The sequence below is a fragment of the Blastococcus sp. SYSU DS0753 genome (assembly GCF_054051175.1).
In genome coordinates, this window is sequence record NZ_JBJHAT010000028.1 from 1 (window position 1) to 21,172 (window position 21,172).

At 74.4% G+C, this 21,172-nt stretch carries 18 protein-coding genes and 1 pseudogene; 6 read left to right on the plus strand and 13 right to left on the minus strand.

Annotated elements, in window-relative coordinates; genetic code table 11:
- Positions 1–130: 130 nt before the first annotated feature.
- Complete coding sequence (locus ACI799_RS17490; protein ID WP_456590581.1) at positions 131–403, minus strand: hypothetical protein; 273 nt, start codon at positions 401–403, stop codon at positions 131–133.
- 132 nt (positions 404–535) lie between these two features.
- A complete protein-coding gene (locus tag ACI799_RS17495; protein WP_456590582.1) occupies positions 536–1,084 on the minus strand; it encodes a bacterial proteasome activator family protein in 549 nt (182 codons plus the stop codon).
- 86 nt (positions 1,085–1,170) lie between these two features.
- On the opposite strand from ACI799_RS17495, the gene ACI799_RS17500 reads away from it, so the two are divergent.
- Complete coding sequence (locus ACI799_RS17500) at positions 1,171–2,391, plus strand: cysteine desulfurase-like protein (protein ID WP_456590583.1); 1,221 nt, start codon at positions 1,171–1,173, stop codon at positions 2,389–2,391.
- A gap of 59 nt (positions 2,392–2,450) precedes the next feature.
- Here ACI799_RS17500 and ACI799_RS17505 read toward each other — a convergent pair whose 3' ends face one another.
- Positions 2,451–3,443, minus strand: a complete 993-nt coding sequence (locus ACI799_RS17505; RefSeq protein ID WP_456613567.1) for an NAD(P)H-quinone oxidoreductase — start codon at positions 3,441–3,443, stop codon at positions 2,451–2,453.
- A 231-nt stretch (positions 3,444–3,674) separates the two neighbouring features.
- Complete coding sequence (locus tag ACI799_RS17510; protein ID WP_456600216.1) at positions 3,675–4,358, minus strand: NAD(P)-dependent oxidoreductase; 684 nt, start codon at positions 4,356–4,358, stop codon at positions 3,675–3,677.
- A 158-nt stretch (positions 4,359–4,516) separates the two neighbouring features.
- Here ACI799_RS17510 and ACI799_RS17515 point away from each other — a divergent pair, with 158 nt between their 5' ends.
- Complete coding sequence (locus tag ACI799_RS17515) at positions 4,517–5,542, plus strand: AraC family transcriptional regulator (protein ID WP_456590586.1); 1,026 nt, start codon at positions 4,517–4,519, stop codon at positions 5,540–5,542.
- Here ACI799_RS17515 and ACI799_RS17520 read toward each other — a convergent pair.
- From ACI799_RS17520 to folP, 3 genes are all read right to left on the minus strand, one after another.
- Complete coding sequence (locus ACI799_RS17520) at positions 5,526–7,124, minus strand: 4-coumarate--CoA ligase family protein (protein ID WP_456613568.1); 1,599 nt, start codon at positions 7,122–7,124, stop codon at positions 5,526–5,528. The two genes, ACI799_RS17515 and ACI799_RS17520, sit on opposite strands and share 17 nt — an antisense overlap.
- An 87-nt stretch (positions 7,125–7,211) precedes the next feature.
- Positions 7,212–7,637, minus strand: a complete 426-nt coding sequence (locus ACI799_RS17525; protein ID WP_456590588.1) for a PaaI family thioesterase — start codon at positions 7,635–7,637, stop codon at positions 7,212–7,214.
- 136 nt (positions 7,638–7,773) lie between these two features.
- Positions 7,774–8,634, minus strand: a complete 861-nt coding sequence (folP, locus tag ACI799_RS17530; protein ID WP_456600217.1) for a dihydropteroate synthase — start codon at positions 8,632–8,634, stop codon at positions 7,774–7,776.
- Positions 8,635–8,703: 69 nt separating this feature from the next.
- Between folP and ACI799_RS17535 the strand changes: the two genes are divergently transcribed.
- Complete coding sequence (locus tag ACI799_RS17535) at positions 8,704–9,165, plus strand: MaoC family dehydratase (RefSeq protein WP_456590590.1); 462 nt, start codon at positions 8,704–8,706, stop codon at positions 9,163–9,165.
- A gap of 81 nt (positions 9,166–9,246) precedes the next feature.
- Here ACI799_RS17535 and ACI799_RS17540 read toward each other — a convergent pair whose 3' ends face one another.
- The 4 genes and pseudogenes from ACI799_RS17540 to ACI799_RS17555 form a co-directional block, all read right to left on the minus strand.
- Entirely contained in the window at positions 9,247–10,503 is a 1,257-nt protein-coding gene (locus tag ACI799_RS17540; protein WP_456590591.1) for a serine hydrolase domain-containing protein, read from the minus strand.
- A 128-nt stretch (positions 10,504–10,631) separates the two neighbouring features.
- Positions 10,632–10,931 (minus strand): annotated as a pseudogene (locus tag ACI799_RS17545) (HU family DNA-binding protein); the annotation flags it as partial.
- A 305-nt stretch (positions 10,932–11,236) separates the two neighbouring features.
- Positions 11,237–11,410, minus strand: coding sequence for a DUF1059 domain-containing protein (locus ACI799_RS17550; protein WP_456590592.1), 174 nt, complete (start codon positions 11,408–11,410; stop codon positions 11,237–11,239).
- Positions 11,411–11,432: 22 nt separating this feature from the next.
- Entirely contained in the window at positions 11,433–12,530 is a 1,098-nt protein-coding gene (locus ACI799_RS17555; RefSeq protein ID WP_456613569.1) for an EAL domain-containing protein, read from the minus strand.
- A 178-nt stretch (positions 12,531–12,708) separates the two neighbouring features.
- Between ACI799_RS17555 and ACI799_RS17560 the strand changes: the two genes are divergently transcribed.
- Complete coding sequence (locus ACI799_RS17560) at positions 12,709–15,456, plus strand: SpoIIE family protein phosphatase (protein ID WP_456600220.1); 2,748 nt, start codon at positions 12,709–12,711, stop codon at positions 15,454–15,456.
- Between the two features lie 100 nt (positions 15,457–15,556).
- Here ACI799_RS17560 and ACI799_RS17565 read toward each other — a convergent pair whose 3' ends face one another.
- Positions 15,557–17,596, minus strand: a complete 2,040-nt coding sequence (locus ACI799_RS17565; RefSeq protein WP_456613570.1) for an acyl-CoA dehydrogenase family protein — start codon at positions 17,594–17,596, stop codon at positions 15,557–15,559.
- On the minus strand, positions 17,593–18,330 hold the full coding sequence (locus tag ACI799_RS17570) for a TetR family transcriptional regulator (RefSeq protein ID WP_456613571.1): 738 nt from the start codon (positions 18,328–18,330) through the stop codon (positions 17,593–17,595). The genes ACI799_RS17565 and ACI799_RS17570 overlap by 4 nt, the downstream gene beginning before the upstream one ends.
- 61 nt (positions 18,331–18,391) lie before the next feature.
- On the opposite strand from ACI799_RS17570, the gene ACI799_RS17575 reads away from it, so the two are divergent.
- Both ACI799_RS17575 and ACI799_RS17580 read left to right on the plus strand, forming a co-directional pair.
- Positions 18,392–19,687, plus strand: a complete 1,296-nt coding sequence (locus tag ACI799_RS17575) for an acetyl-CoA C-acetyltransferase (protein WP_456613572.1) — start codon at positions 18,392–18,394, stop codon at positions 19,685–19,687.
- A 129-nt stretch (positions 19,688–19,816) separates the two neighbouring features.
- Positions 19,817–21,172 carry a 3-oxoacyl-ACP reductase gene (locus tag ACI799_RS17580; RefSeq protein ID WP_456613573.1) on the plus strand — a complete coding sequence of 452 codons (1,356 nt, stop codon included), beginning with the start codon at positions 19,817–19,819 and terminating at the stop codon, positions 21,170–21,172.

A 21,172-nucleotide genomic window follows, 5' to 3' on the forward strand; every position in this document is an offset into this window, starting at 1 on the left:
GCCGCCGCGGAGCTGGCCCGGATGAGCGGGGAGCTGCAGGAGGCGGTCGCCCGCTTCACCGTCTGAACCAACCCGGCACGCCCGACGGCGCCGTCCCCCGACCCGGGGGCGGCGCCGTCGCGCGTCCGGCTCAGGTGAGCACGTTGTAGGCGATCACCATGTTCACGACGGCGGCGACGACCGCCACCGCACCGAGCACCAGACCGGCGGTGGCCTGGCCGGTGCGGGTGCTGTTGCGCCGGGCGGCGACGCCCAGGCCCACGCTCACGACGCCCAGGGCCAGGCCGATGATCGCGAACAGGATCGCGAAGACGACGCCGACGGCGCCGGTGACGAGCGAGGCGATCGCCAGGCCGTTCTGGCCGCTGCGCGTGGACGGGCTGCTCGACTGCTGAGTGGTCACGGGATCCTCCCGGGATGGGGCCGGGGCGGTCCCGGCGCCGGACCGTCAGTGAGCGCGGGCCCGCCCCCGGAAACCGCCGGCGACCAGCGTCACCCGGTCAGGGGAACCGGTGGGTTCCGGTCGGATCGCGCGCTACAGGTACTGGCCGCCACCCGGACGGAGGTCCGGCTGGCCCGCCGGGTGCTGCCCGCCGGGAAGGGCCTTCCGCCGGATCTCCTCCAGCTGGGCCCGGGCGGCCATCTGCTGGGCGAAGAGCGCCGTCTGGATGCCGTGGAAGACGCCCTCCAGCCAGCCCACGAGCTGCGCCTGCGCGATCCGGAGCTCGGCGTCCGAGGGCGTCTCGCCCTCGCTGAACGGCAGCGAGATGCGCGCCAGCTCCTCGCGCAGCTCGGGGGCCAGGCCCTGCTCCAGCTCGCGGATCGAGGAGGCGTGGATGTCGCGCAGCCGGTTGCGGCTGGCGTCGTCGAGGGGGGCCGCGCGGACCTCCTCGAGCAGCTGCTTGATCATCGTGCCGATCCGCATGACCTTCGCGGGCTGCTCCACCAGCTCGCCGACGTCCATGCCCCCGTTGCCCTCGTCGTCGGCCCCCTGGGGCATCGGCACGGTGCCGACCGGACGCCCGTCCGGCCCGACCACGACGACCTGCTGGGGGCGCTCGTTGCCGTTCTGCGGTGCAGTCATGCCACCCATCCTGCCCGGTGGCGCGGACGCTCCGCCGGGGGCCGGGAGAGTGCGGGCCGACCGGGGGCAGGAACTAGGGTCGGACCATGGCATCGGGGGGCCGGCTGGACGTCGCTCGGGTCCGCGGTCTCTTCCCCGGTCTGTCCGACGGCTACGTCCACGCCGACGGCCCGGCCGGCTCGCTGGTGCCCGAGAACGTCGCCCACGCGGTCGGCTCCGCGCTGCGCACGCCGATCGCCGAGCGGGGCGGGGTCTTCCCGGCGTCCGGGCGGGCCGAGGCGCTGGTCTCCGGTGCCCGGGCCGCCGTGGCCGACCTGGTCGGCGGCCGGCCCGGCGGCGTCGTCCTCGGGCCGAGCGCGACCGCGCTGACCTATGGCATGGCCCGCGCGCTGGCCCGCACCTGGCGCCCCGGTGACGAGATCGTGCTCAGCCGGCTGGACCACGACGCCAACGTCCGGCCGTGGCTGCAGCTGGCCGCGACCACCGGGGTGCAGGTGCGCTGGGCGGAGGTCGACATCGAGACCGGCGAGCTGCCCGCCTGGCAGTACGCCGACCTGCTCACCCGGCGCACCCGGCTGGTGGCGGTCACCGCCGCCAGCAACGCACTGGGCACCCGGCCCGACGTCGCCGGCATCGCCGCACAGGCGCACGCGGTCGGTGCGCTGGTCTACGTCGACGCCGTCCACGCCGCCCCGCACGTGTTCCTCGACAAGGGCTCGCTCGGTGCGGACTTCCTGGCGGTGTCGGCCTACAAGTGGTGCGGGCCGCACGTCGCTGCTTTGGTGGCCGACCCGGAGCTGCTGGAGTACCTGCGGCCGGACAAGCTGCTGCCCTCGTCGGACCGGGTGCCCGACCGGTTCGAGACGGGGGTGCCGCCGTTCGAGCTGTACGCGGGGGTGAGCGCCGCCGTCGACCACCTGGCCGGGCTCTGCGCCGAGGCGATCGGCAGTCGCCGCGACCGGCTCCGGGCGTCGATGGCCGCCGTCGCCCGGCACGAGGGCGACCTGTTCGACTGGCTGGACCAGGCCTTGCGGGCCATGCGCCACGTTCAGGTCCTCGGCGAGCCCGAGCGGTGCACCCCCACGCTGTCGTTCACCGTCGCCGGCATGCGCCCCCGCCAGGTGGCCGCAGAGCTGGCCCGGGCAGGCATCTGCGCCTGGGACGGTGACTTCTACGCCCGGGAACTCTTCGACGCCCTCGGGGTGAACGAGAGCGGGGGCGCGGTGCGCCTGGGGCTCATGCACTACAACACCGCCGACGAGGTCGGCCGGATCATCGACGCGGTCGCGGGGCTGCGTCCCCGCTGACGGCCCCGTCCCGAGGCTCGCCCCGAGCGTGCGAGGGGTGAGGAGGACGGGGTCCTCTTTCAGGAGCCGGGGAGGAGCAGCACCTTCCCGACGTGCTCGCTCGCCTCGACGACGCGGTGCGCCTCGGCCGCCCGCGCCATGGGTAGCCGCCGGTCGACGACCGGCCGGATCGTCCCGCGCTCGACGTCGGGCCACACGTCGTGCCGCACCGCGGCGACGATGTCGGCCTTGCCGCCGGGGCCGGTCGCCGGCCGCGAACGCAGGGCGGTGGCGTGCACCGCCGCCCGCTTGCGCAGCAGCGTGGCGATGTCGAGCTCCGCCTTCGACCCGCCCTGCATGCCGATGATCACCAGCCGGCCCCCGACGGCCAGCGCCTCCAGGTTCCGGGCCAGGTACTTGGCGCCCATGTTGTCCAGGACGACGTCGACGCCGCGGCCGTCGGTCGCCTCGCGCACGCGCTCCACGAAGTCCTCGTCGCGGTAGTTGATCGCGACCTCGGCGCCGAGCTCGCGGCAGACGTCCAGCTTGGCCGCGGTGCCGGCGGTGGTGAGCACGCGGGCCCCGGCGCCGGCGGCGAGCTGGATGGCCATGGTCCCGATGCCGCTGGACCCGCCGTGGACGAGGAAGGTCTCGCCCCTGCCGAGCCGGGCCAGCATGAACACGTTCGACCACACCGTGCAGGTCACCTCGGGCAGCGCGGCCGCCGTGGCCAGCTCCACCCCGGCGGGCTTGGGCAGCAGCTGCCCGGCCGGGACGGCGACCCGCTCGGCGTAGCCGCCACCGGAGAGGAGCGCGCACACCTCGTCGCCGACCGACCAGCCGGTCACGCCCTCGCCGACCTCGCTGACGACGCCGCTGCACTCCAGGCCGAGGATCTCGCTGGCGCCCTTGGGCGGCGGGTAGAAACCCTGCCGCTGGAGCAGGTCGGCCCGGTTCACCGCGGCGGCCGCGACGTCGACGAGCACCTCGCCGGGGCCGCACACCGGGTCGGGGACCTCGGCCCAGGTGAGCACCTCCGGGCCGCCGGGTTCGCTGATCGTCACCGCGCGCATGGCCCGACCCTAGAAGGACCCCCTGCCCCCCGCCGCTCGCAGGCTCGCATCGGGCCCCTGCAGGGGGCCGCTCCTGCCCTACGCCGCTCGCAGGCTCGCGTCGGGCGCCGGCAGGGGGCCGCTCCTGCCCTACGCCGCTCGCAGGCTCGCATCGGGCCCCTGCAGGGGGCCGCTCCTGCCCTACGCCGCTCGCAGGCTCGCGTCGGGCGCCGGCAGGGGGCCGCTCTTGCCCTACGCCGCTCGCAGGCTAGCGTCGGGCGCCGTTGCCGCGCCGGAGACGGCGACGGTGCTGCCCACGGCGTCGCTGGCGGTGGCGAGGTCGGCGAGCACCGCGCCGACGGCCCGGCGGGACACCTTCATCCCGTCCGTCCCGCCCGTCCGGGACGTCGTGGCGGCCTCGTCGCCGTCGGTCAGGTAGACCGGCTGCACGATCGTCCAGTCCAGCGCGCTGGCCCGCACGATCTGCTCCTGCCGCTCGTGGTCGGCGATCTGCGGGCGGAGAACCAGGGCGAAGACCACCCGTGAGGTGAACGGCAGCCGGTCGCGCGTCTCGCCGACCCCGTAGGACGACTGGACGACGAGCCGGCGCACGCCGTGCCGCTGCATCGCGGCGACCACCGTGGCGGTCCCCCGCGAGCGCACGTCCAGGGGTGTGCCGGAACTGCCGCGCAGCCGCACCCTCAGCGCGGGCTCGGCGATGCCCAGAGCGACCACGACGGCGTCCTGGCCGTCCACGGCCCGGCCGACGTCGGCCGCGCTCGTCGCATCCCCGTCGACCCCACGGACGCCGCGCCGTCCGCCGAACGCCGTGCCCGCCGCCCGCGCGAACGCGGTGACCTCGTGTCCTCGGGCGACCAGGGCGTCGACCGCTGCCCGACCCGAACCGCCCGTCGCTCCCACGACCAGTACTCGCATGACCCGCTCCTTCGGTGGTGGAGGTGCTGCCGGCGCGTTGCCGACGTCGTCCACCCTGGTCTGGACGGGCAGTCGGGAGAACGCCCGTCCGTCGCCGTTCCATGACCGTTCGTCCAGCGGATCTGGACTGGCGGTCCCCGCGCGGTCAGGCTCTCGGCATGGCCGTCGACCCCGCCGCCCCCTGGGCTCCCGTCGACCCGCTCGGGGGCGTCCTCGGCGACCTGCGCATGCGCGGCACGTTCTACTGCCGCGCCGAGGGCCGGGCACCCTGGGGCGCGGAGATGCCCGCGATTGCGGGCTGCATGAGCTTCCACGTGGTCACCGAGGGCGGCTGCCTGCTCGAGGTCGACGGCACGGTGCACCAGCTACGGGCCGGGGACCTGGCGCTCGTGCCGCACGGGCGCGGGCACCTGCTGCGCAGCGATCCGGGCGCGCCGATCGCGGGCCGGGCCGACCTGCTGCCGCAGGACTACCTCGGCGAGCACTACTCGGTGCTGCGGATCGACGGCGGCGGGGCGCCGTCCCGGCTGATCTGCGGGGTGGTCGAGCCCGAGCGGCCGGGTGCGCTGCACCTGCTCGACCTGCTGCCCCCGGTGCTGCTGGTCGAGGCCGGCGACGCGCGCGCGGGCTGGTTGTCGGTGCTGCTGGGGATGATCGCCGACGAGGTGCGCCAGGACCGGCCCGGCGCCGAGGCGGTGGTCACCCGGCTGGCCGACGTCATCGTGGTGCAGGCGATCCGCGGGTGGCTGGACACCGGGGCCACCGGGCCCGGGTGGCTGCGCGCGCTGCGCGACCCGCAGGTGGGCCGGGCGGTCGCGGCGGTGCACCGCGAGCCGGGCGCGGCGTGGACGCTGGACCGGCTCGCCCGTGAGGCGCGGATGTCGCGCTCGGCGTTCGCGGCTCGCTTCACCGAGCTCGCCGGCGAACCCGCGCTGCGCTACGTGACCCGCTGGCGGATGCACCTCGCCACGGCCGCGCTCGCCCGCGGTGCCCGGGTCAACGAGCTGGCCCGGCAGCTGGGCTACGAGTCCGAGGCCGCCTTCTCCCGGGCCTACAAGCGGGTGACGGCGGTGCCGCCGGTGACCGTCCGGGGCCGGCCGGAGGGATCCGCCCCCGGACGCGCGACGGCGCCGCGCCCCCGGGGGGATGCGGCGCCGTCGTCGTCGGTTACGCCCGGGCCTTGAGGTCCTTGCGCAGGATCTTGCCCGCCGCCGACTTCGGCACCTGCTCGATGAACTCGACGAAGCGGATCTTCTTGTGCGGGGCCACCTTCTCGGCCATGTAGGCCATCACGGCGTCCTCGGTGAGCTCCGAGCCGGGGGCCCGCACCACGAACGCCTTGGGCAGCTCCTCGCCGCTCTCCTTGTCCGGCACCCCGATCACCGCGGCGTCGGCGATCTCCGGGTGGTTGATCAGCACGGCCTCCAACTCGGCCGGGGCCACCTGGTAGCCCTTGTACTTGATCAGCTCCTTGACCCGGTCGACGACGGTGTAGCGGCCGTGCTCGTCGACGATCGCGACGTCGCCGGTGTGCAGCCAGCCCTCGCTGTCGATGGTGCCGGCGGTGGCGTCGGGGTTGTTGAGGTAGCCCTTCATCACCTGCGGGCCGCGCACCCACAGCTCGCCGCGCTCGCCCGGCGCGGCGTCCTCACCCGTGCCCGGGTCGATCAGCCGGCACTCGGTGTTGGGCACCGCGTAGCCGACCGAGCCCTTCGGCACCTCGCTGGTGACGCCGGGCGGCTCCGCGCCCGGGTCGGGCGTGGTGTGCGACACCGGGGAGAGCTCGGTCATCCCGTAGCCCTGGCCGACCGAGACGCCGGTGTCGGCGCCCTTGCGCAGCCGGTCCTGGGCGGCCAGCGCGAGCTGCTCGTCGAGCGGGGCGGCGCCGGAGAGGATCGAGGTCAGCGAGGAGAGGTCGTACTGGTCGACCAGCGGGTGCTTGGCCATGGCCAGCAGGATGGGCGGCGCCACGAACGCCCGGGTGATCTTGTGGTCCTGGATGGTGCGCAGGAAGTCCTCGAGGTCGAACCGCGGGAGGGTGACGACGGCGCCGCCCCAGGCCAGGCCCTGGTTCATCAGCACGGTGAGGCCGTAGATGTGGAAGAACGGCAGGACGGCGATGATCCGCTCCTCCTCGCCCAGCTGGATCAGCGGGCGGCACTGCGCGACGTTCGCCACCAGGTTGCGGTGGGTGAGCATGACGCCCTTGGGCAGCCCGGTCGTGCCGCTGGAGTAGGGGAGCGTGACCAGGTCGTTGGCCGGGTCGATGTCCACCTGGACGCTCGGGGCGTCGGCGCCGAGCAGGTCGAACAGGTTGGCGTGGCCCTCGGCGCCGTCGAGCACGATGACCTCGTCGACCGGCGACTTCTCCACGGCCGCGCTGGCGCGGTCCATGAACAGCGAGATGGTGATGAGCATCTTCGCCCCGGAGTCCTTCAGCTGGAAGGCGATCTCCTCGGGCGTGTAAAGCGAGTTGATCGGGCTCATCACGCAGCCGGCCGCGGCGATGCCGTGGAAGACCACCGGGAACCACGGGGTGTTCGGGCAGAAGACGGCGACGACGTCGCCCTTGCGCAGCCCGCGGGCGTGCAGGTTGGCGGCGACCCGGTCCACGTACTGGGCCAGCTGACCGTGGGTGATCACGTCGCCCTTGAGGCCGTCGATCAGCGCCGGTGCATCGGGCTTCTCCCGGCCGGCCGCCAGGACGAACTCGGGGACGGAGACGTTCGGGATCTCGACGTCGGGATAAGGGCTGGACAGCGCCACGGGTGTTCCTCCTCGCAGGGTGTGTGGCGCCAGTCTCACACCCGCGGTGTCCCCGCTCACAAGGGGGTTACCGGCGGGTTCGCCCGATCAGCGGGGCCAGAGCACCGACTGCGTGCAGCGGAACAGCGCGATGGTCTTCCCGGTGTCGGCGTTGCGCACGACGGCGTCCCACACCTGGGTCGTCCGCCCGGCGTGCACGTTGGTCGCCTCGCACGCGATGCGCCCCTCGCGCGCGGTGCCCAGGTGGTTGCTCTTCAGCTCGATCGTGGTGAACCCGCTGGAGCCCGCGGGCAGCAGCGCCCGCGTCGGCAGCCCGCAGCTGGTGTCGGCCAGGGTGACGACAGTGCCGGCGTGCAGGTAGCCGTTGGGTGCCAGCAGCTCGGGCCGGATGTCGAGGTGGCTCGTGAGCCGGCCGGGCTCGTGGGTGTCGACGACGATTCCGAGCAGGCCCGGAAAGGTGCCCGGCAGCAGGTCGTTGAGCTCGTCGGCGGTCAGGAACCCGGTGGCGGACATGGCTGGCAACGTAGCGAGCGCCCTCGGGACGGCGACCGGCACCCGCCTCGCCGGGCGACCTCCTGGCTCACCGTGCGGGGTCCTGGCTCACCGTCGACGCTGAGCCAGGACCCATAACGATCAGGTCACCTGATCATCAGGCGAGGCCGCGGACGGTGCGGAGCGGCGGGCGGGTGCCCTGGATGGACGCCACCATGTCCAGCGTCTGGCGGGTCGCGGCGACGTCGTGGGCGCGGAACACCCGCGCCCCCAGCCAGGCGCTCACCGCGGTCGCCGCGAGCGTGCCGGTGAGCCGTTCCCCGACGGGGACGTCGAGGGTCTCGCCGACGAAGTCCTTGTTCGACAGCGCCACGAGGACCGGCCAGCCGGTGGCCACGAGCTCGCCCAGCCGGCGGGTGGCCTCCAGCGAGTGCCGGGTGTTCTTGCCGAAGTCGTGCCCCGGGTCGACCAGCACCCGCTCCCGCGCCACCCCCGCCGCGACCGCCGCCTCGGCCAGGGTCGTCGTCCGAGCGACGATGTCGGCGACCACGTCGGCGTAGGCGATCCGGTGCGGCCGCGTGCGCGGCGGCAGCCCGCCGGCGTGGGTGCACACGATCCCCGCGCCCGCCTCGGCCGCCACCGCCGCGAGCTCCGGGTCGACCCCGCCCCAGGCGTCGTTCACGATGTCCGCGCCGGCGGCCAGCGCCTCCCGGGCGACCTCCGCCCGCCAGGTGTCGATCGAGATCGGCAGCGCCGGGTGTGCAGCGCGGATGGCGGCCACGAGGTCGACGGTCCGGCGCACCTCCTCGGCGGGGGAGACCTCCTCGCCGGGCGCGGCCTTCACCCCGCCGACGTCCACCATGTCCGCACCCTCGGCGACCACCCGGTCGACGCGCTCCACCGCCGCGGCCAGCTCGTAGGTGGCGCCGCGGTCGTAGAACGAGTCGGGGGTGCGGTTCACGATCGCCATGACCGCGAACGCGCCGTCCGGCACCTCGAGGGCCCCCAGTCGCAGCAACCCGCTCCCCGTCCGATCGTGGTGTGTGGTGGAGTCAGCCAACCAGACCGTCCACGAGGAGGCAGACAGATGGCGCAGACGACGGCGCACGGCGTCGAGGGGGTCCAGGGCCTGGTCGGGCAGCACCTGGGCCACAGCGACTGGGTGACGATCACCCAGGAGCAGGTGAACCAGTTCGCCGAGGCGACCGGCGACCACCAGTGGATCCACGTCGACCCGGAGCGGGCGAAGAAGGAGAGCCCGTTCGGCGGGCCGATCGCGCACGGCTACCTGACGCTGTCGCTGCTGCCCTCCCTGATGCCGCAGATCGTGGAGATCGGCGGGTTCCGCATGGGCGTGAACTACGGCACGGAGAAGGTGCGCTTCCCCTCCCCGGTGCCCGTGGGCGCACGGGTGCGGGCTGGTGCCACGCTCGAGGCGGCGACGCCGTTCGAGGGCGGCATCCAGATGAACCTCGCCGTGACCATGGAGGTCGAGGGCGGCAGCAAGCCGGCGATGGTCGCCACCGTCGTCTACCGCCGCTACCTCTGACGCCGCGGCGCTCGGGCATAGGAAGCTTTACCCGCGTTCTGACCGCCGGGACGCAGGTAAAGCTTCCTATGCCCAGACGCGTCAGTCGACGAGGGCCTGGTTGACGAGCTGGCGCAGGTAGTTGCGGATCGGCAGGGTGCTCGAGGGCAGCAGCTGCGTGTAGAAGCCGACGGTGATGTCCTCGACCGGGTCCACGTAGAACGCCGTGGACGCCGCCCCGCCCCAGCTGTAGTCGCCGATGTTCGAGACGACGCCGTAGCGCGTCGGGTCGATCACCATCGAGACCCCGAGACCGAAGCCCACCCCGCGCAGCGGGGTCTCGGCGAAGAGCGGACGGCCGAAGCTCTCCAGGTCCTGGCCGCCGGGGATGTGGTTGCGCACCATGTGCGCGAGTGTGCGCGGGCCGAGCAGCCGGCCGCCGTCGTAGGCGCCACCGCGGCGCAGCATCTCCGCGAACCGCAGGTAGTCCCCGGCGGTGGAGACCAGCCCGCCGCCGCCGGAGAGGAACGCGGGCTTGCTCAGCGCCGCCTGCCCCATGGCGTCGAGCGGGGCGAAGCCCGTGGGCGCGCCACCCGGCTGCCCGGGGGTGGCGGCGTAGAGCCGGGCCAGGGTGTCGGGGTCGTCCTCGGGGCGCAGCCCGAACGACGTCTGGGCCATGCCGAGCGGCCCGAAGATGCGAGAAGCGAAGAACTCGTCCAGCGGCTGCCCGGAGACGACCTCGACCAGCCTGCCCAGGACGTCGGTGGAGACGCCGTAGTTCCACTCGCTGCCGGGCTGGAACACCAGGGGCACCGAGGCCCACTGCCGGCAGACCTCGGCGGAGTCCGCGCCCGGCGGGGTGCCCCACTCGTGCCCCATCGTGCGGTACATCGCGTCCACGGGGTGGGCGTGGTGGAAGCCGTAGGTGAGCCCCGACATGTGGGTCAGCAGGTGCCAGATCCGGATCGGCTCCACCTGCGGGGCGGTCACCGGCTTCATCGCCGACCCGGCGACGTAGACCCGGGTCTCGGCGAACTCGGGCAGCCACCGCGAGATCGGGTCGGTGAGCTGGAAGGCGCCTTCCTCGTACAGCATCATCGCCGCCACCGAGGTGACCGGCTTCGTCATCGAGAAGATCCGCCACCGGGTGTCCAGCTCGACGGGGAGGCCGTTCTCCACGTCGCGGGAGCCGTAGCGCCCGACGTGCACCAGCTTCCCGTGCCGGGCGACCGTCACCAGGAAGCCGGGCAGCTGGCCGTCCTCGACGTAGCGGGCCAGCCGGCCGTCCAGGCGTCCCAACCGGGCGGGGTCCATGCCCACCTCGGCCGGGTCGGTGACCACCTGCAGTTCGTCGCTCACGCGCACCTCCGGGTCCCGGGCGCCGTCCGCCGCCGGGCGACGCCTCGACCGGCATCCTGACTCACGCCGTTGTGAGCCGGGACACACGGGGGTCTCGGCGTCCGCCCGGCTGCGGGCGCGACCTGCGATCAGACCGGGACGGAGCTCGCGGCCTTCTTGAGGTTCGAGCCGGCGGTCACCTTGACGGTGTTGGCCGCGGGGATGTCGATCGACTCACCGGTCTGCGGGTTGCGGCCGGTGCGGGCGGAACGCTGGGTCCGCTCGACGGTGATCAGCCCGGAGACGGCGACCTTCTCGCCACGGGTGATGGCGTCGACCAGCTCGTCCTGCAGGCCGGCGAGGACCGAGTCGACGGTCGAGGCCGGGACGTCGGCGCGCTTGGCGATGGCGGAGACCAGTTCGGCCTTGTTCATGTGTTTCCTCTCGTAGGCGGTGGCGGTGCCGTGTGCTCGGCACTCAGCCGGGTCTTCCCTCCCGGACGCGCGGCGCGCCGCCGGGGTTCCCGCACCCGCGCTCGTCGCGGGGTGCGGCCGGCCCGTCTCGCGGGAGTCCGGGCCGGCAGCACGGTGTCATGCCGCCTGCTGTCCTGGCCAGTGGGGGGTACCGCGAAACCCCGCAGCAGACCCGCCGGTCACAGCGGTAACGCCCCTCCGCGGGCCGGGCGACGCGCCGGGGCGGCAGGCCCCGGGGGCGCCCCCGGGGCTCGCGGGAGCGCGCCGGCGGAGGACCTCCCTCAGACGTCGACGATGTGCGAGCGGACCGACGCGACCAGCTCGGGGCCGACCTCGTGGATGCCGTGCGCGGCGGCGCCGTGCGGCACCGCCTGGGCGAAGATGCCGTCCTCGTCGGCCGCGGTGAACGTGGCGTCGCAGCCGGGGATGACGTCGCCGCAGGCGAAACGCTTCATGGGGGTCTCTCCTCTGGTGGGGTCAGCGATCGGACCTGGCGCTGGAGGCCAGGTCCTCGATCCGCAGCAGCCCGAGCACGTGGCCGGTCGGGTCCGTGCAGACGACGGGGTCGAAGCGGTGGGCGGGCGGTCGGGTGAGCGCCCGGCGCAGCGCGTCGCCGATGTCGGTCGAGGGGTGCACCCGCAGCGAGACCGGCGCGGTGTGCACCTCACCGGTCCGCGGGTCGCAGAGCAGCAGCGCCGCGGGCTCGCCGTGCGGCCCCACCACGACGGCCGGCGGGGTGGCGGGCACGTCCTCGCCGAGCACGTACTGGCGCACCGGGCGCAGCAGGCTGGCGACGCTGTCGGTCAGCCGCGCGCGTGCCACGTGGGCGCGCACCAGCCGGGCGACCTCGGGGTCCAGTGGCCGGAACTCCGGGGCCGGGCGGCCGAGCAGCCAGCCCTGGGCCAGCGGCACGCCGAGGCGGGTGACGGCGGCGAGTTCCGCGGGGGTCTCCACGCCCTCGGCCAGCAGCCAGGCGTCGATGCGCCCGGCGAACTCGCCGATCATCTCGACCAGCGCCATGCGCACCGGGTCGCCGTCGACGTCGGAGACGAGGGCACGGTCGAGCTTCACCAGCTGCGGCCGGACGGCGGCCAGCTGCTGCAGCCCCGAGTAGCCGCTGCCGGCGTCGTCGAGGGCGATGAGCGCACCGCGCTGCCGCAGGGCGTCGGTCTGCTGGCGCAGGGTGGACAGGTCGTCGACGGGGGTGTGCTCGGTCAGCTCCACCACGACGCGGTGCAGGTCGGGCCGGGTGGCCAGGGCGGTCTGGATCACGTCGGTGCCCAGCAGGTGCGGGCTGACGTTCACCGTCAGGAAGGTGTTGGCGGGCAGCGCGTCGACCGCGGCGAGCGCCTTGTGGATGGCCAGCGCCTCGAGCTCGGCAGCGACCCCGGCCTCGGTGGCGGCGGCGAACCAGACGTCGGGCCCGGCCGCGCCGGGGAAGCGGGCCAGCGCCTCGTAGCCGGCGATGCTCGCCGCGGCGAGGTCGACGATCGGCTGGAACACGAGAGTCAGGTCGTCGGCGTCGGCGAGCAGCGGACGGCAGTCCGGCAGACCGATCGTGCGCGTGCCCAGCATGGTCAGGGGATCGACCGGTGCGCTCCGCTCCTTGACCGCAGCTATGCGCCCTCACCCGGCGGGGGGAGACGCGCCGCGCCGCCGGCGGGGACACCCGTCCGGATCCGTCGGGAAGCCGTGCCAGCATGTGCGGAGGACGCCCCCGGCCCGGGGGCAGCGGACGCCGGGTGGAGGGTGCGTGGCCACGAGAGGCTCCGCCGTCCCGGACGGGCAGGTCGAGCCGGACCCGCTCACCGATCCGCTGCGCGTGGCGGCGGCGCGCCGGCTGCTGCTGGAGGTCCCGGGGCCCGCGGCCTTCGACCGGCTCTCGGCGCTGGCCGCCCGGCTCGTGGACGCCGGCCACGCGAAGGTCACCCTCTTCACCGACCACGACGTCGTCGTCGGCGGGTACGGGCTGCCCGCCGGCGTGGTCGGGGGGCCGGCGCTGGCGACCGGCGCCCTCTCGGCCATCACGGTTCGCCAGGGCCGGCCGCTGAAGGTCGCGGCGGCCGCGGAGGACCCGCGGGTGGCGGATCTGCCCGCCGTCGCCTCCGGCGAGGTCGGGGCCTACCTGGGCGCGCCGTTGATGGCCGCCTCGGGGCAGGTCGTGGGCGCGCTGGCCGTGTACGACGCGGCGCCGCGGAGCTGGTCCGAGGACGCCGCCGAGCTGCTGGAGCAGCTGGCGGCCTCCGTCGTCGCCGAGCTGGAGCTCTCGGCGGCGCAGTCGGCGGTCGGCACCTCGCGGGCCTGGCTCGAGGTCGCGCTGGAGGCGAGCTCCGTCGGCATCTGGGAACGGGACCTGCGTACCGGGACGATCCACTGGGACGACCGGTGCGCGGCGCTGTTCGGCCTGGAGTCCGCGGTGGAGCTGAACTCGCTGGACGACGTCCTCGAGTCGCACGTGCACCGCGACGACCACGCCACGATGGCCGAGGCCATGCGGGTGGCGATCGAGGACCGCAGCGACTACACCATCGAGTTCCGGGCGCTGCGCGAGGACGGCGCCACCCGCTGGGTGCTCGCCCGCGGCCGCGTGGTCGCCGACGCGACCGGCGCACCGGCGCGGGTCCTCGGCACGGCCGTCGACATCACCGAGGCCCGCGGCCAGGCGCAGCGGCGGCTCACCGCCGTGCAGCGGGCCGCCGCCATCGCCGAGGTGGCGGCCGAGCTGGCGAACGCCGCCCGGCTGGACCAGCTCGCCGACATCGCGCTGCGCGGAGCGCAGGTGCTGGGCGCGGAGTCCAGCGCTCTGGCGGTCTTCGACTCGTCGGGCGGTCCGCTGCGGCTGCGCATGACCGGCAACATGGTCGCCACCGTCCGGGAGGGCGCGCCGGACGCCTGGCTCGAGGACGGCGTCGTCCTCCCGATGGACGACGCGCTCCCCGCGCAGCACGCGGCCCGGCACGGGCGCCGGTTGCTGCTCGGCGACCCCGGCGAGGCGGTTGCCCGGTTCCCGGCGCTGGAGCCGGTCGTCGAGCTGCTCGGGCTGGGGGCGCTGGCGACGATCCCGCTGCGCATCGAGGGGCGGCTCCTGGGGGCCTTCCTCGCGGCGTGGACCACCGAGCACGAGTTCACCGCCGACGACGTCGAGGTGCTCGAGGCGCTGGCCGCGCAGATCGCGCTGAGCGTCTCGCGCCTGCAGGCCGACGCCGAGCGCGGTGCAGCGGTCGCGGCGATGGCGCAGGCCAACCAGCGGCTGCGGCTGCTCGCGGACGCCGGCCGGGTCCTCTCGGGCACCCTGGACATCGACCAGCAGATCGGTCAGCTCGCCGCGCTGGTCGTGCCCGCCCTGGCCGACTGGTGCTGGATCCTGGTCACCGACGAGCAGGGCCGGCTGCACGGGCTGGCCAGCAGCCACCGCGACCCCGCACGCCGCGAGGAGGTGCAGGCCTACGTCCGGGCGATGGTCGCGGAGATGACCGAGGAGTCGGCCGCGCGGCAGGTGACCGCCACCGGCCGCCCGATGGTGCTGCCGGACATCGACGGCGAGCACGTCGCCCGCGCGCTGCCCGACCCCGCCACCCGGGAGCTCTTCGCCCGGCTGGGCGCCGCCTCCGCCGTCGTCGTGCCGCTGGTGGCGCGAGGGCAGGGGCTCGGCGCGCTCGGGCTGTTCACCGCTGAGCACCGGGGCCCGCTCGGGGAGGCCGAGGTGGACACCGCGGTGGAGATCGGCCGGCGGGCGGGCCTGGCCCTCCACCAGGCGCGGCTGTACGGGCAGCAGCGCGACCTGGCCGACGCCCTGCAGCGCAGCATGCTCACCGAGCCGCCGCAGCCGGAGCACTGCGAGATCGTCGTCCGGTACGTGCCGGCCGCCGAGGGCGCCGAGATCGGCGGCGACTGGTACGACGCGTTCCTGCAGCGCGGCGGCACCACCGTGCTGGCGATCGGCGACGTCGTCGGCCACGACACCCGGGCGGCCGCCGCGATGGGCCAGGTGCGCGGCCTGCTGCGCGGCATCAGCTACTCCAGCGGTGGCTCTCCGGCGGAGGTGCTCACCGAGCTCGACCGGGCCGTCCACGGCCTGGCGCTGAACACGATGGCCACCGCGCTGGTGGCCCAGCTGGAGCCCGAGCCCGGCGACGAGGCCGGCCGGATGCGGCTGCGCTGGGCCAACGCGGGGCACCCGCCGCCGGTGCTGCTGGCCTCCGACGGCAGCGTCGTCCTCCTCGACGGCAAGCAGGCCGACCTGCTGCTGGGCGTGGCGCCGGAGACGGCGCGGGAGGACCACGTCGCCGTCCTCGCGTCGGGCGCCACGGTGCTGCTCTACACCGACGGGCTGGTCGAGCGGCGGGACCGCGACATCGACGAGGGCACCGAGCAGCTGCTGGAGGTGCTCGGCGAGTGCGAGGGGCTGCCCCTCGACGAGTTGTGCGACCGGGTGCTCGAGCGCATGTTCCTGCCCGACGCGGAGGACGACGTCGCCGTCCTCGCCGTCCGGCTGAGCTGACCCGAGCCCGCGAGGGGCGGCTCGTCGCGACGTGCTGGAGCGGCCCCCGTGCAGGGCCCCGGCCCGAGCCTGCGAGGGCCGGGGGGCACGGGGGGTCCTCTTACTGGCCGGGCGGGACGTCCAGGTCGGTCGCCGTCCCGGCGGGGGTGCTCGCCCGCAGCTCGGCGTCGCGGGCGGCCATCGCCTCCTGCCGGGCCGGCTCCTCCTCCAGGATCGCCGCGGCCTTCCAGTCCGCCGGGATGGCGAAGGCGTCGACCAGCGTGGTCAGGTGCGGCCGCAGCTGCTTGAGCAGACCGTTCACCGTGGCCGTGAGCGCCTTGGCCCGGGCCGGGGTGAGCTGCCCGTGCTCCAGGAACCAGCCCTTGTCCGCCTCGATGGTCGAGAGGGCGTAGAGGTCGCACAGGGTGTCCAGCAGCGCCTTCGCCGCGGGGTCGCTGACGCGGTCCACCCCTTCGACGAACGCCTCCAGGACGATCCGGTCGATGTGCGCCTCGGCGGTCTTCAGCACGTGGTCCTGGACGTCGTTGAAGACGTCGAACGGAGCCATGCCCTCGGTGGTGGAGTTGTTGCGCAGCCGCCGGATGGCGCCCTCGAGCGCGTGCTTCTCGCGGAACTCGAGCATCTTGGCCTGCCAGCCGCGGTCGCGCATCGGCACCTCGTCGTCCCGGCCGGGGACGGCGTCGACCAGCCGCTGGAGGAGCGCGCGGGCCGCCGTCCGCTCCAGCACCGTCTCGCGCACCATGTCGGCGACGAAGCCGACCCGGCCCCAGCCGTCGAGCGAGCCGAAGGCGTCCCGGTAACCGGTCAGCAGACCCTTGGCCACCAGCTGCAGCAGGACGGTGTTGTCGCCCTCGAACGTGGTGAAGACGTCGGTGTCGGCCTTGAGGTGGGGGAGCCGGTTCTCCTGCAGGTAGCCCGCGCCGCCGCACGCCTCGCGGCACATCTGGATGGTGCGGGTGGCGTGCCAGGTCTGGGCCACCTTGAGCCCGGCGGCGCGCGACTCCAGCTCCCGCTGGGCCTGCTCGTCGATCCCCTGGCCGTGCTCGTGCACCGCCGTCTGGACGTCGTGCATGGTGCTCACCAGCTCGTTCTGGGCGAAGTGCAGCGCATAGGTCTTCGCCAGCGCCGGCAGCAGCTTGCGCTGGTGCACCAGGTAGTCGTTGATGACGACCTCGCGCTCCTCGCCGGGGGCGGCGAACTGGCGGCGGGTGTTGCCGTACCGGACGGCGATGTCGAGGGCCAGCTTGGTGGCCGCCGAGGCGGAGCCGCCCACGCTGACCCGGCCGCGCACCAGCGTGCCGAGCATCGTGAAGAAGCGGCGGGTCTCGTTCTCGATGGTGGAGGTGTAGGTGCCGTCCTCGGCGACCTGGCCGTAGCGGTCGAGCAGCATGTCGCGCGGCACCGTGACGTGGTCGAACGTCAGCCGCCCGTTGTCGACGCCGAGCAGCCCGGCCTTGGGGCCGTCGTCGCCGATGGTGACGCCGGGCATCGGGTTGCCGTCCTCGTCGCGGATGGGCACCAGCCAGGCGTGCACGCCGTGGTTCTTCCCCTGGGTGACCAGTTGCGCGAAGACGACCGCCATCCGCCCGTCCTTGGCGGCGTTGCCGATGTAGTCCTTGCGCGCGGCCTCGTGCGGGGTGTGCAGGTCGAACGTCTGCGTCGCCGGGTCGTAGGTGCACGTGGTGCGCAGCTGCTGGACGTCGGAGCCGTGCCCGGTCTCGGTCATCGCGAAGCAGCCGGGCAGGTCGAAGCTCATGATGTCGCGCAGGTAGGTCTCGTGGTGCCGGCGCGTGCCGAGCAGCTGGACGGCGCCGCCGAAGAGCCCCCACTGGACGCCGGCCTTGACCATGAGCGAGAGGTCGACGAAGGCGAGCATCTCGATCGAGGTGACCGAGCCGCCGGCGTCGGCCTCGCCGCCGAACTCCTTGGGGAAGCCCAGGGTCACGCGGCCGGAGTCGGCCAGCTTCGCCGCCATGCGGGTGACCCGCTCCCGGGCCTCGGTCATCGACTCGCCGTAGACCGGCAGCATCTCCGGGTCGTGCAGGTTCTCGCGGGCGTCGCGGCGCACGTGCGCCCAGCGGCCGTCGAGGGCCTCCTGCAGGTGGGCCGGGTCGACCGTGGTCGGCAGGGTGCTCGTCACTGTTCCTCCTGGGACGTCGGTCGTGCGGTCGGTGCGGGTCGGTCGGGTCCGCGGTCGGGCACCGGGACGACGCCGGTGAGCCCGGACCAGGCCAGGTCGGTGAGGTGGGCGGCCAGTTCGGCCCGGGGCATCGGCCGGTCGGCCCGCAGCCACCAGTCGGCGGCGGCGCGGACCAGGCCGATCAGTCCGTGCCCCCACGGGTCGGCGGGCGCGGGGTCGCGGCCGGCCCGGGTCAGGGCGGTGCGCAGCAGCCCGGCCGCCTCGTCACCCACCAGGTCGGAGAGGTTGTCGATCGGGTCGGCGTCGACGGGGCGGTCGGTCGGGTGCAGGTGGACGACGAACCGGTACAGCTCGGGGTCGGCCTCGCAGAAGGCGAGGTAGGCCTCGACGGCCGCGGTGGTCATCTCGCGTGGGGAACCTGCGTGCTCCATCGCCGCCCGCAGCCGGGGGAGCAGCTGCTCGGCGACCCGCGCGCAGACGGCCACGTACAGGTCGGTGCGGTCGGCGAAGTGCCGGTAGACGACGGTCTTGCTGGTGCCGGCCTCGGCGGCGATCTCGTCCATGCCGACGCCGGCGCCGTGCCGGCCGATCGCGGCGACGGCGGCATCGACCAGTGCGGCGCGGCGGGCACGGCGGTGCTCGTCCCACCGCGAGCTGCGCCGGTCCCGGACGGCCGCGGCCGCCTCTCCCGGCGACGGGGCCGTCGTCTCCACTCCCACCGCCTCGAGTTTCACGGAACTCACGGTACCGGGTACTGTTGGTACCGGCCAGTCCCACCCGACTTCGGAGGTCCCGATGGCTACCCAGAACCCGGCCACCCGCAAGGCCGCGATCGTCGGCGGCAACCGGATCCCGTTCGCGCGGTCCAACTCCGCCTACGCGCAGGCGTCGAACCAGGACATGCTCACCGCCACGCTCGACGGGCTGGTCGCCCGCTTCGGGCTGCAGGGTGAGTCGGTGGGCGAGGTGGTGGCCGGCGCCGTCCTCAAGCACGCCCGCGACTTCAACCTCACCCGCGAGTCGGTGCTGGGCTCCAAGCTCTCGCCGACCACCCCGGCGTACGACGTGCAGCAGGCGTGCGGCACCGGGCTGGAGGCGGCGATCCTCGTCGCCAACAAGATCGCGCTGGGGCAGATCGAGTCCGGCATCGCCGGTGGCGTCGACACCACCTCCGACGCCCCGCTCGCGGTCAGCGAGGACCTGCGCCGCGTGCTCATCGCGCTGAACAACGCCAGGACGTGGCAGGACCGGCTCAAGGTCCTCGGCCGGATCCGCCCGGGCATGATCGCCCCGGAGATCCCGCGCAACGCCGAGCCGCGCACCGGCCTGGCGATGGGCGACCACGCCGCGATCACCGCGAGGGAGTGGGGGATCGGCCGCGAGGAGCAGGACGAGCTCGCCGCCCGCTCGCACCAGCTCATGGCCGCCGCCTACGACCGCGGGTTCTTCGACGACCTGGTGACGCCGTTCCTCGGGCTGGCCCGCGACAACAACCTGCGCCCGGACTCCAGCGTCGAGAAGCTGGCGAAGCTCAAGCCGGTGTTCGGCACGGGCGACCCCGACGCCACGATGACCGCGGGCAACTCGACCCCGCTCACCGACGGCGCCTCGGCCGTGCTGCTGGCCTCCGACGAGTGGGCCGACGCCAAGGGGCTGCCGGTGCTGGCGCACCTCGTCGACGCGCAGACCGCCGCCGTCGACTACGTGCACGGCGGCGAGGGGCTGCTCATGGCGCCGGTCTACGCCGTCCCGGTGCTGCTGGCCCGCAACGGGCTGACCCTGCAGGACTTCGACTTCTACGAGATCCACGAGGCGTTCGCCTCGACGGTGCTCGCGACGATGAAGGCCTGGGAGGACCCGGCCTACTGCAAGGAGAAGCTGGGCCTGGACGCCCCGCTGGGCTCGATCGACCGGACCAAGCTCAACGTCAACGGCTCGTCCCTGGCGGCGGGGCACCCGTTCGCCGCGACCGGCGGCCGGATCGTCGCCCAGCTGGCCAAGCAGCTGCACGAGGCGGGCCCCGGCAAGCGTGGCCTGATCTCCATCTGCGCCGCCGGCGGCCAGGGCGTCGTCGCCATCCTCGAGTCCTGACCTCGCGCACTCGCCGGCTCCACCCGCACGACCGGACGTGCAGCCGCGCCACGGCCCGGCTGCACGTCCGCTCGGGTGGCCGCAGCGGTGGGCAGGCGCTCCCGATCCCCTTCCTGGAGGCACTGAACAATGGCTGACTGGTACACGAACTTCGCCAATTCCGGCTTCGGCACCACGATCACCAAGCAGCTCGGCCTGCCGCGGCCGGCGGAGCTGCGCCGCTACGAGCCCGGGCAGCCGCTGCTGCCGGGGCCGGTGGTGGTCGGCTCCGCCGGCCAGGGCCGGCTGCGCGACACGGTCACCGCCGTCCTCCGGGACGCCGGGGTGACGGTGCAGTCGCCGGTCACCGCCGACGGCGGCACCGACGGCGAGAAGCTCGGCGCGGTCGTCCTCGACGCGACGGGGCTGACCGGGCCGGCCGACCTGGCCAGCGCACACGACTTCCTGGCCCCGGCGATCAAGCGGCTGCGCGCCTCCGGCCGGGTGCTGGTCCTGGCCGACCCGCCGTCGGACGCCGGCTCCCCGGCGCAGGCGGCGGCCCGCCAGGCGGTGGACGGACTGGTCCGCTCCATCGGCAAGGAGCTGCTGAACGGGTCGACGGCCAACGCCCTGTTCGTCCCCGAGGGCGCCGAGGCGTCGCTGGCGAGCTCGCTGCGGTTCTTCCTCTCCGGCCGCTCGGCCTACGTCGACGGGCAGCTGCTCACCGTCTCGCCGGCCGACGTCCCGGCCAACCCCGACGAGGAGAAGCCGCTGGCCGGCAAGGTCGCCGTCGTCACCGGCGCCGCGCGTGGCATCGGCGCGGCGATCGCGAAGGTGCTCTCCCGGGACGGCGCCCACGTGGTGGCCGTCGACGTCCCGGCCGCGGGGGAGCAGCTGGCGAAGGTCGCGAACGAGATCGGCGGCACGGCCGTGGCGCTGGACATCACCGCCGAGGACGCCGGCCCGCGGCTGGTGCAGCAGCTCGTCGCGCGGCACGGCGGGGTCGACGTCGTCGTGCACAACGCCGGGATCACCCGCGACAAGCTGCTGGTCAACATGGACGCCGCGCGCTGGAACTCGGTGATGGCGGTGAACCTGCAGGCGCAGCTGGACATCACCCAGGCGCTGCTGGACGCCGAGGGCGCGCTCAGGCCCGGCGCCCGCGTCGTCTGCGTGTCCTCGCAGTCGGGCATCGCGGGCAACCGTGGCCAGACCAACTACGCGGCGAGCAAGGCCGGCGTCATCGGCATGGTGCGCGCCTGGGCGCCGGAGTTCGCCGGCCGGAACGCCACGATCAACGCTGTCGCGCCGGGCTTCATCGTCACCGAGATGACGGCGAAGATGCCCTTCGGCACCCGGGAGATCGGCTCGCGGATCAACTCGCTGCAGCAGGGCGGGCTGCCGGTCGACGTCGCCGAGACGATCGCCTGGCTGTCGCAGCCGGCCAGCGCCGGGGTCAACGGGCAGACCGTGCGGGTCTGCGGCCAGTCGATGCTGGGGGCCTGA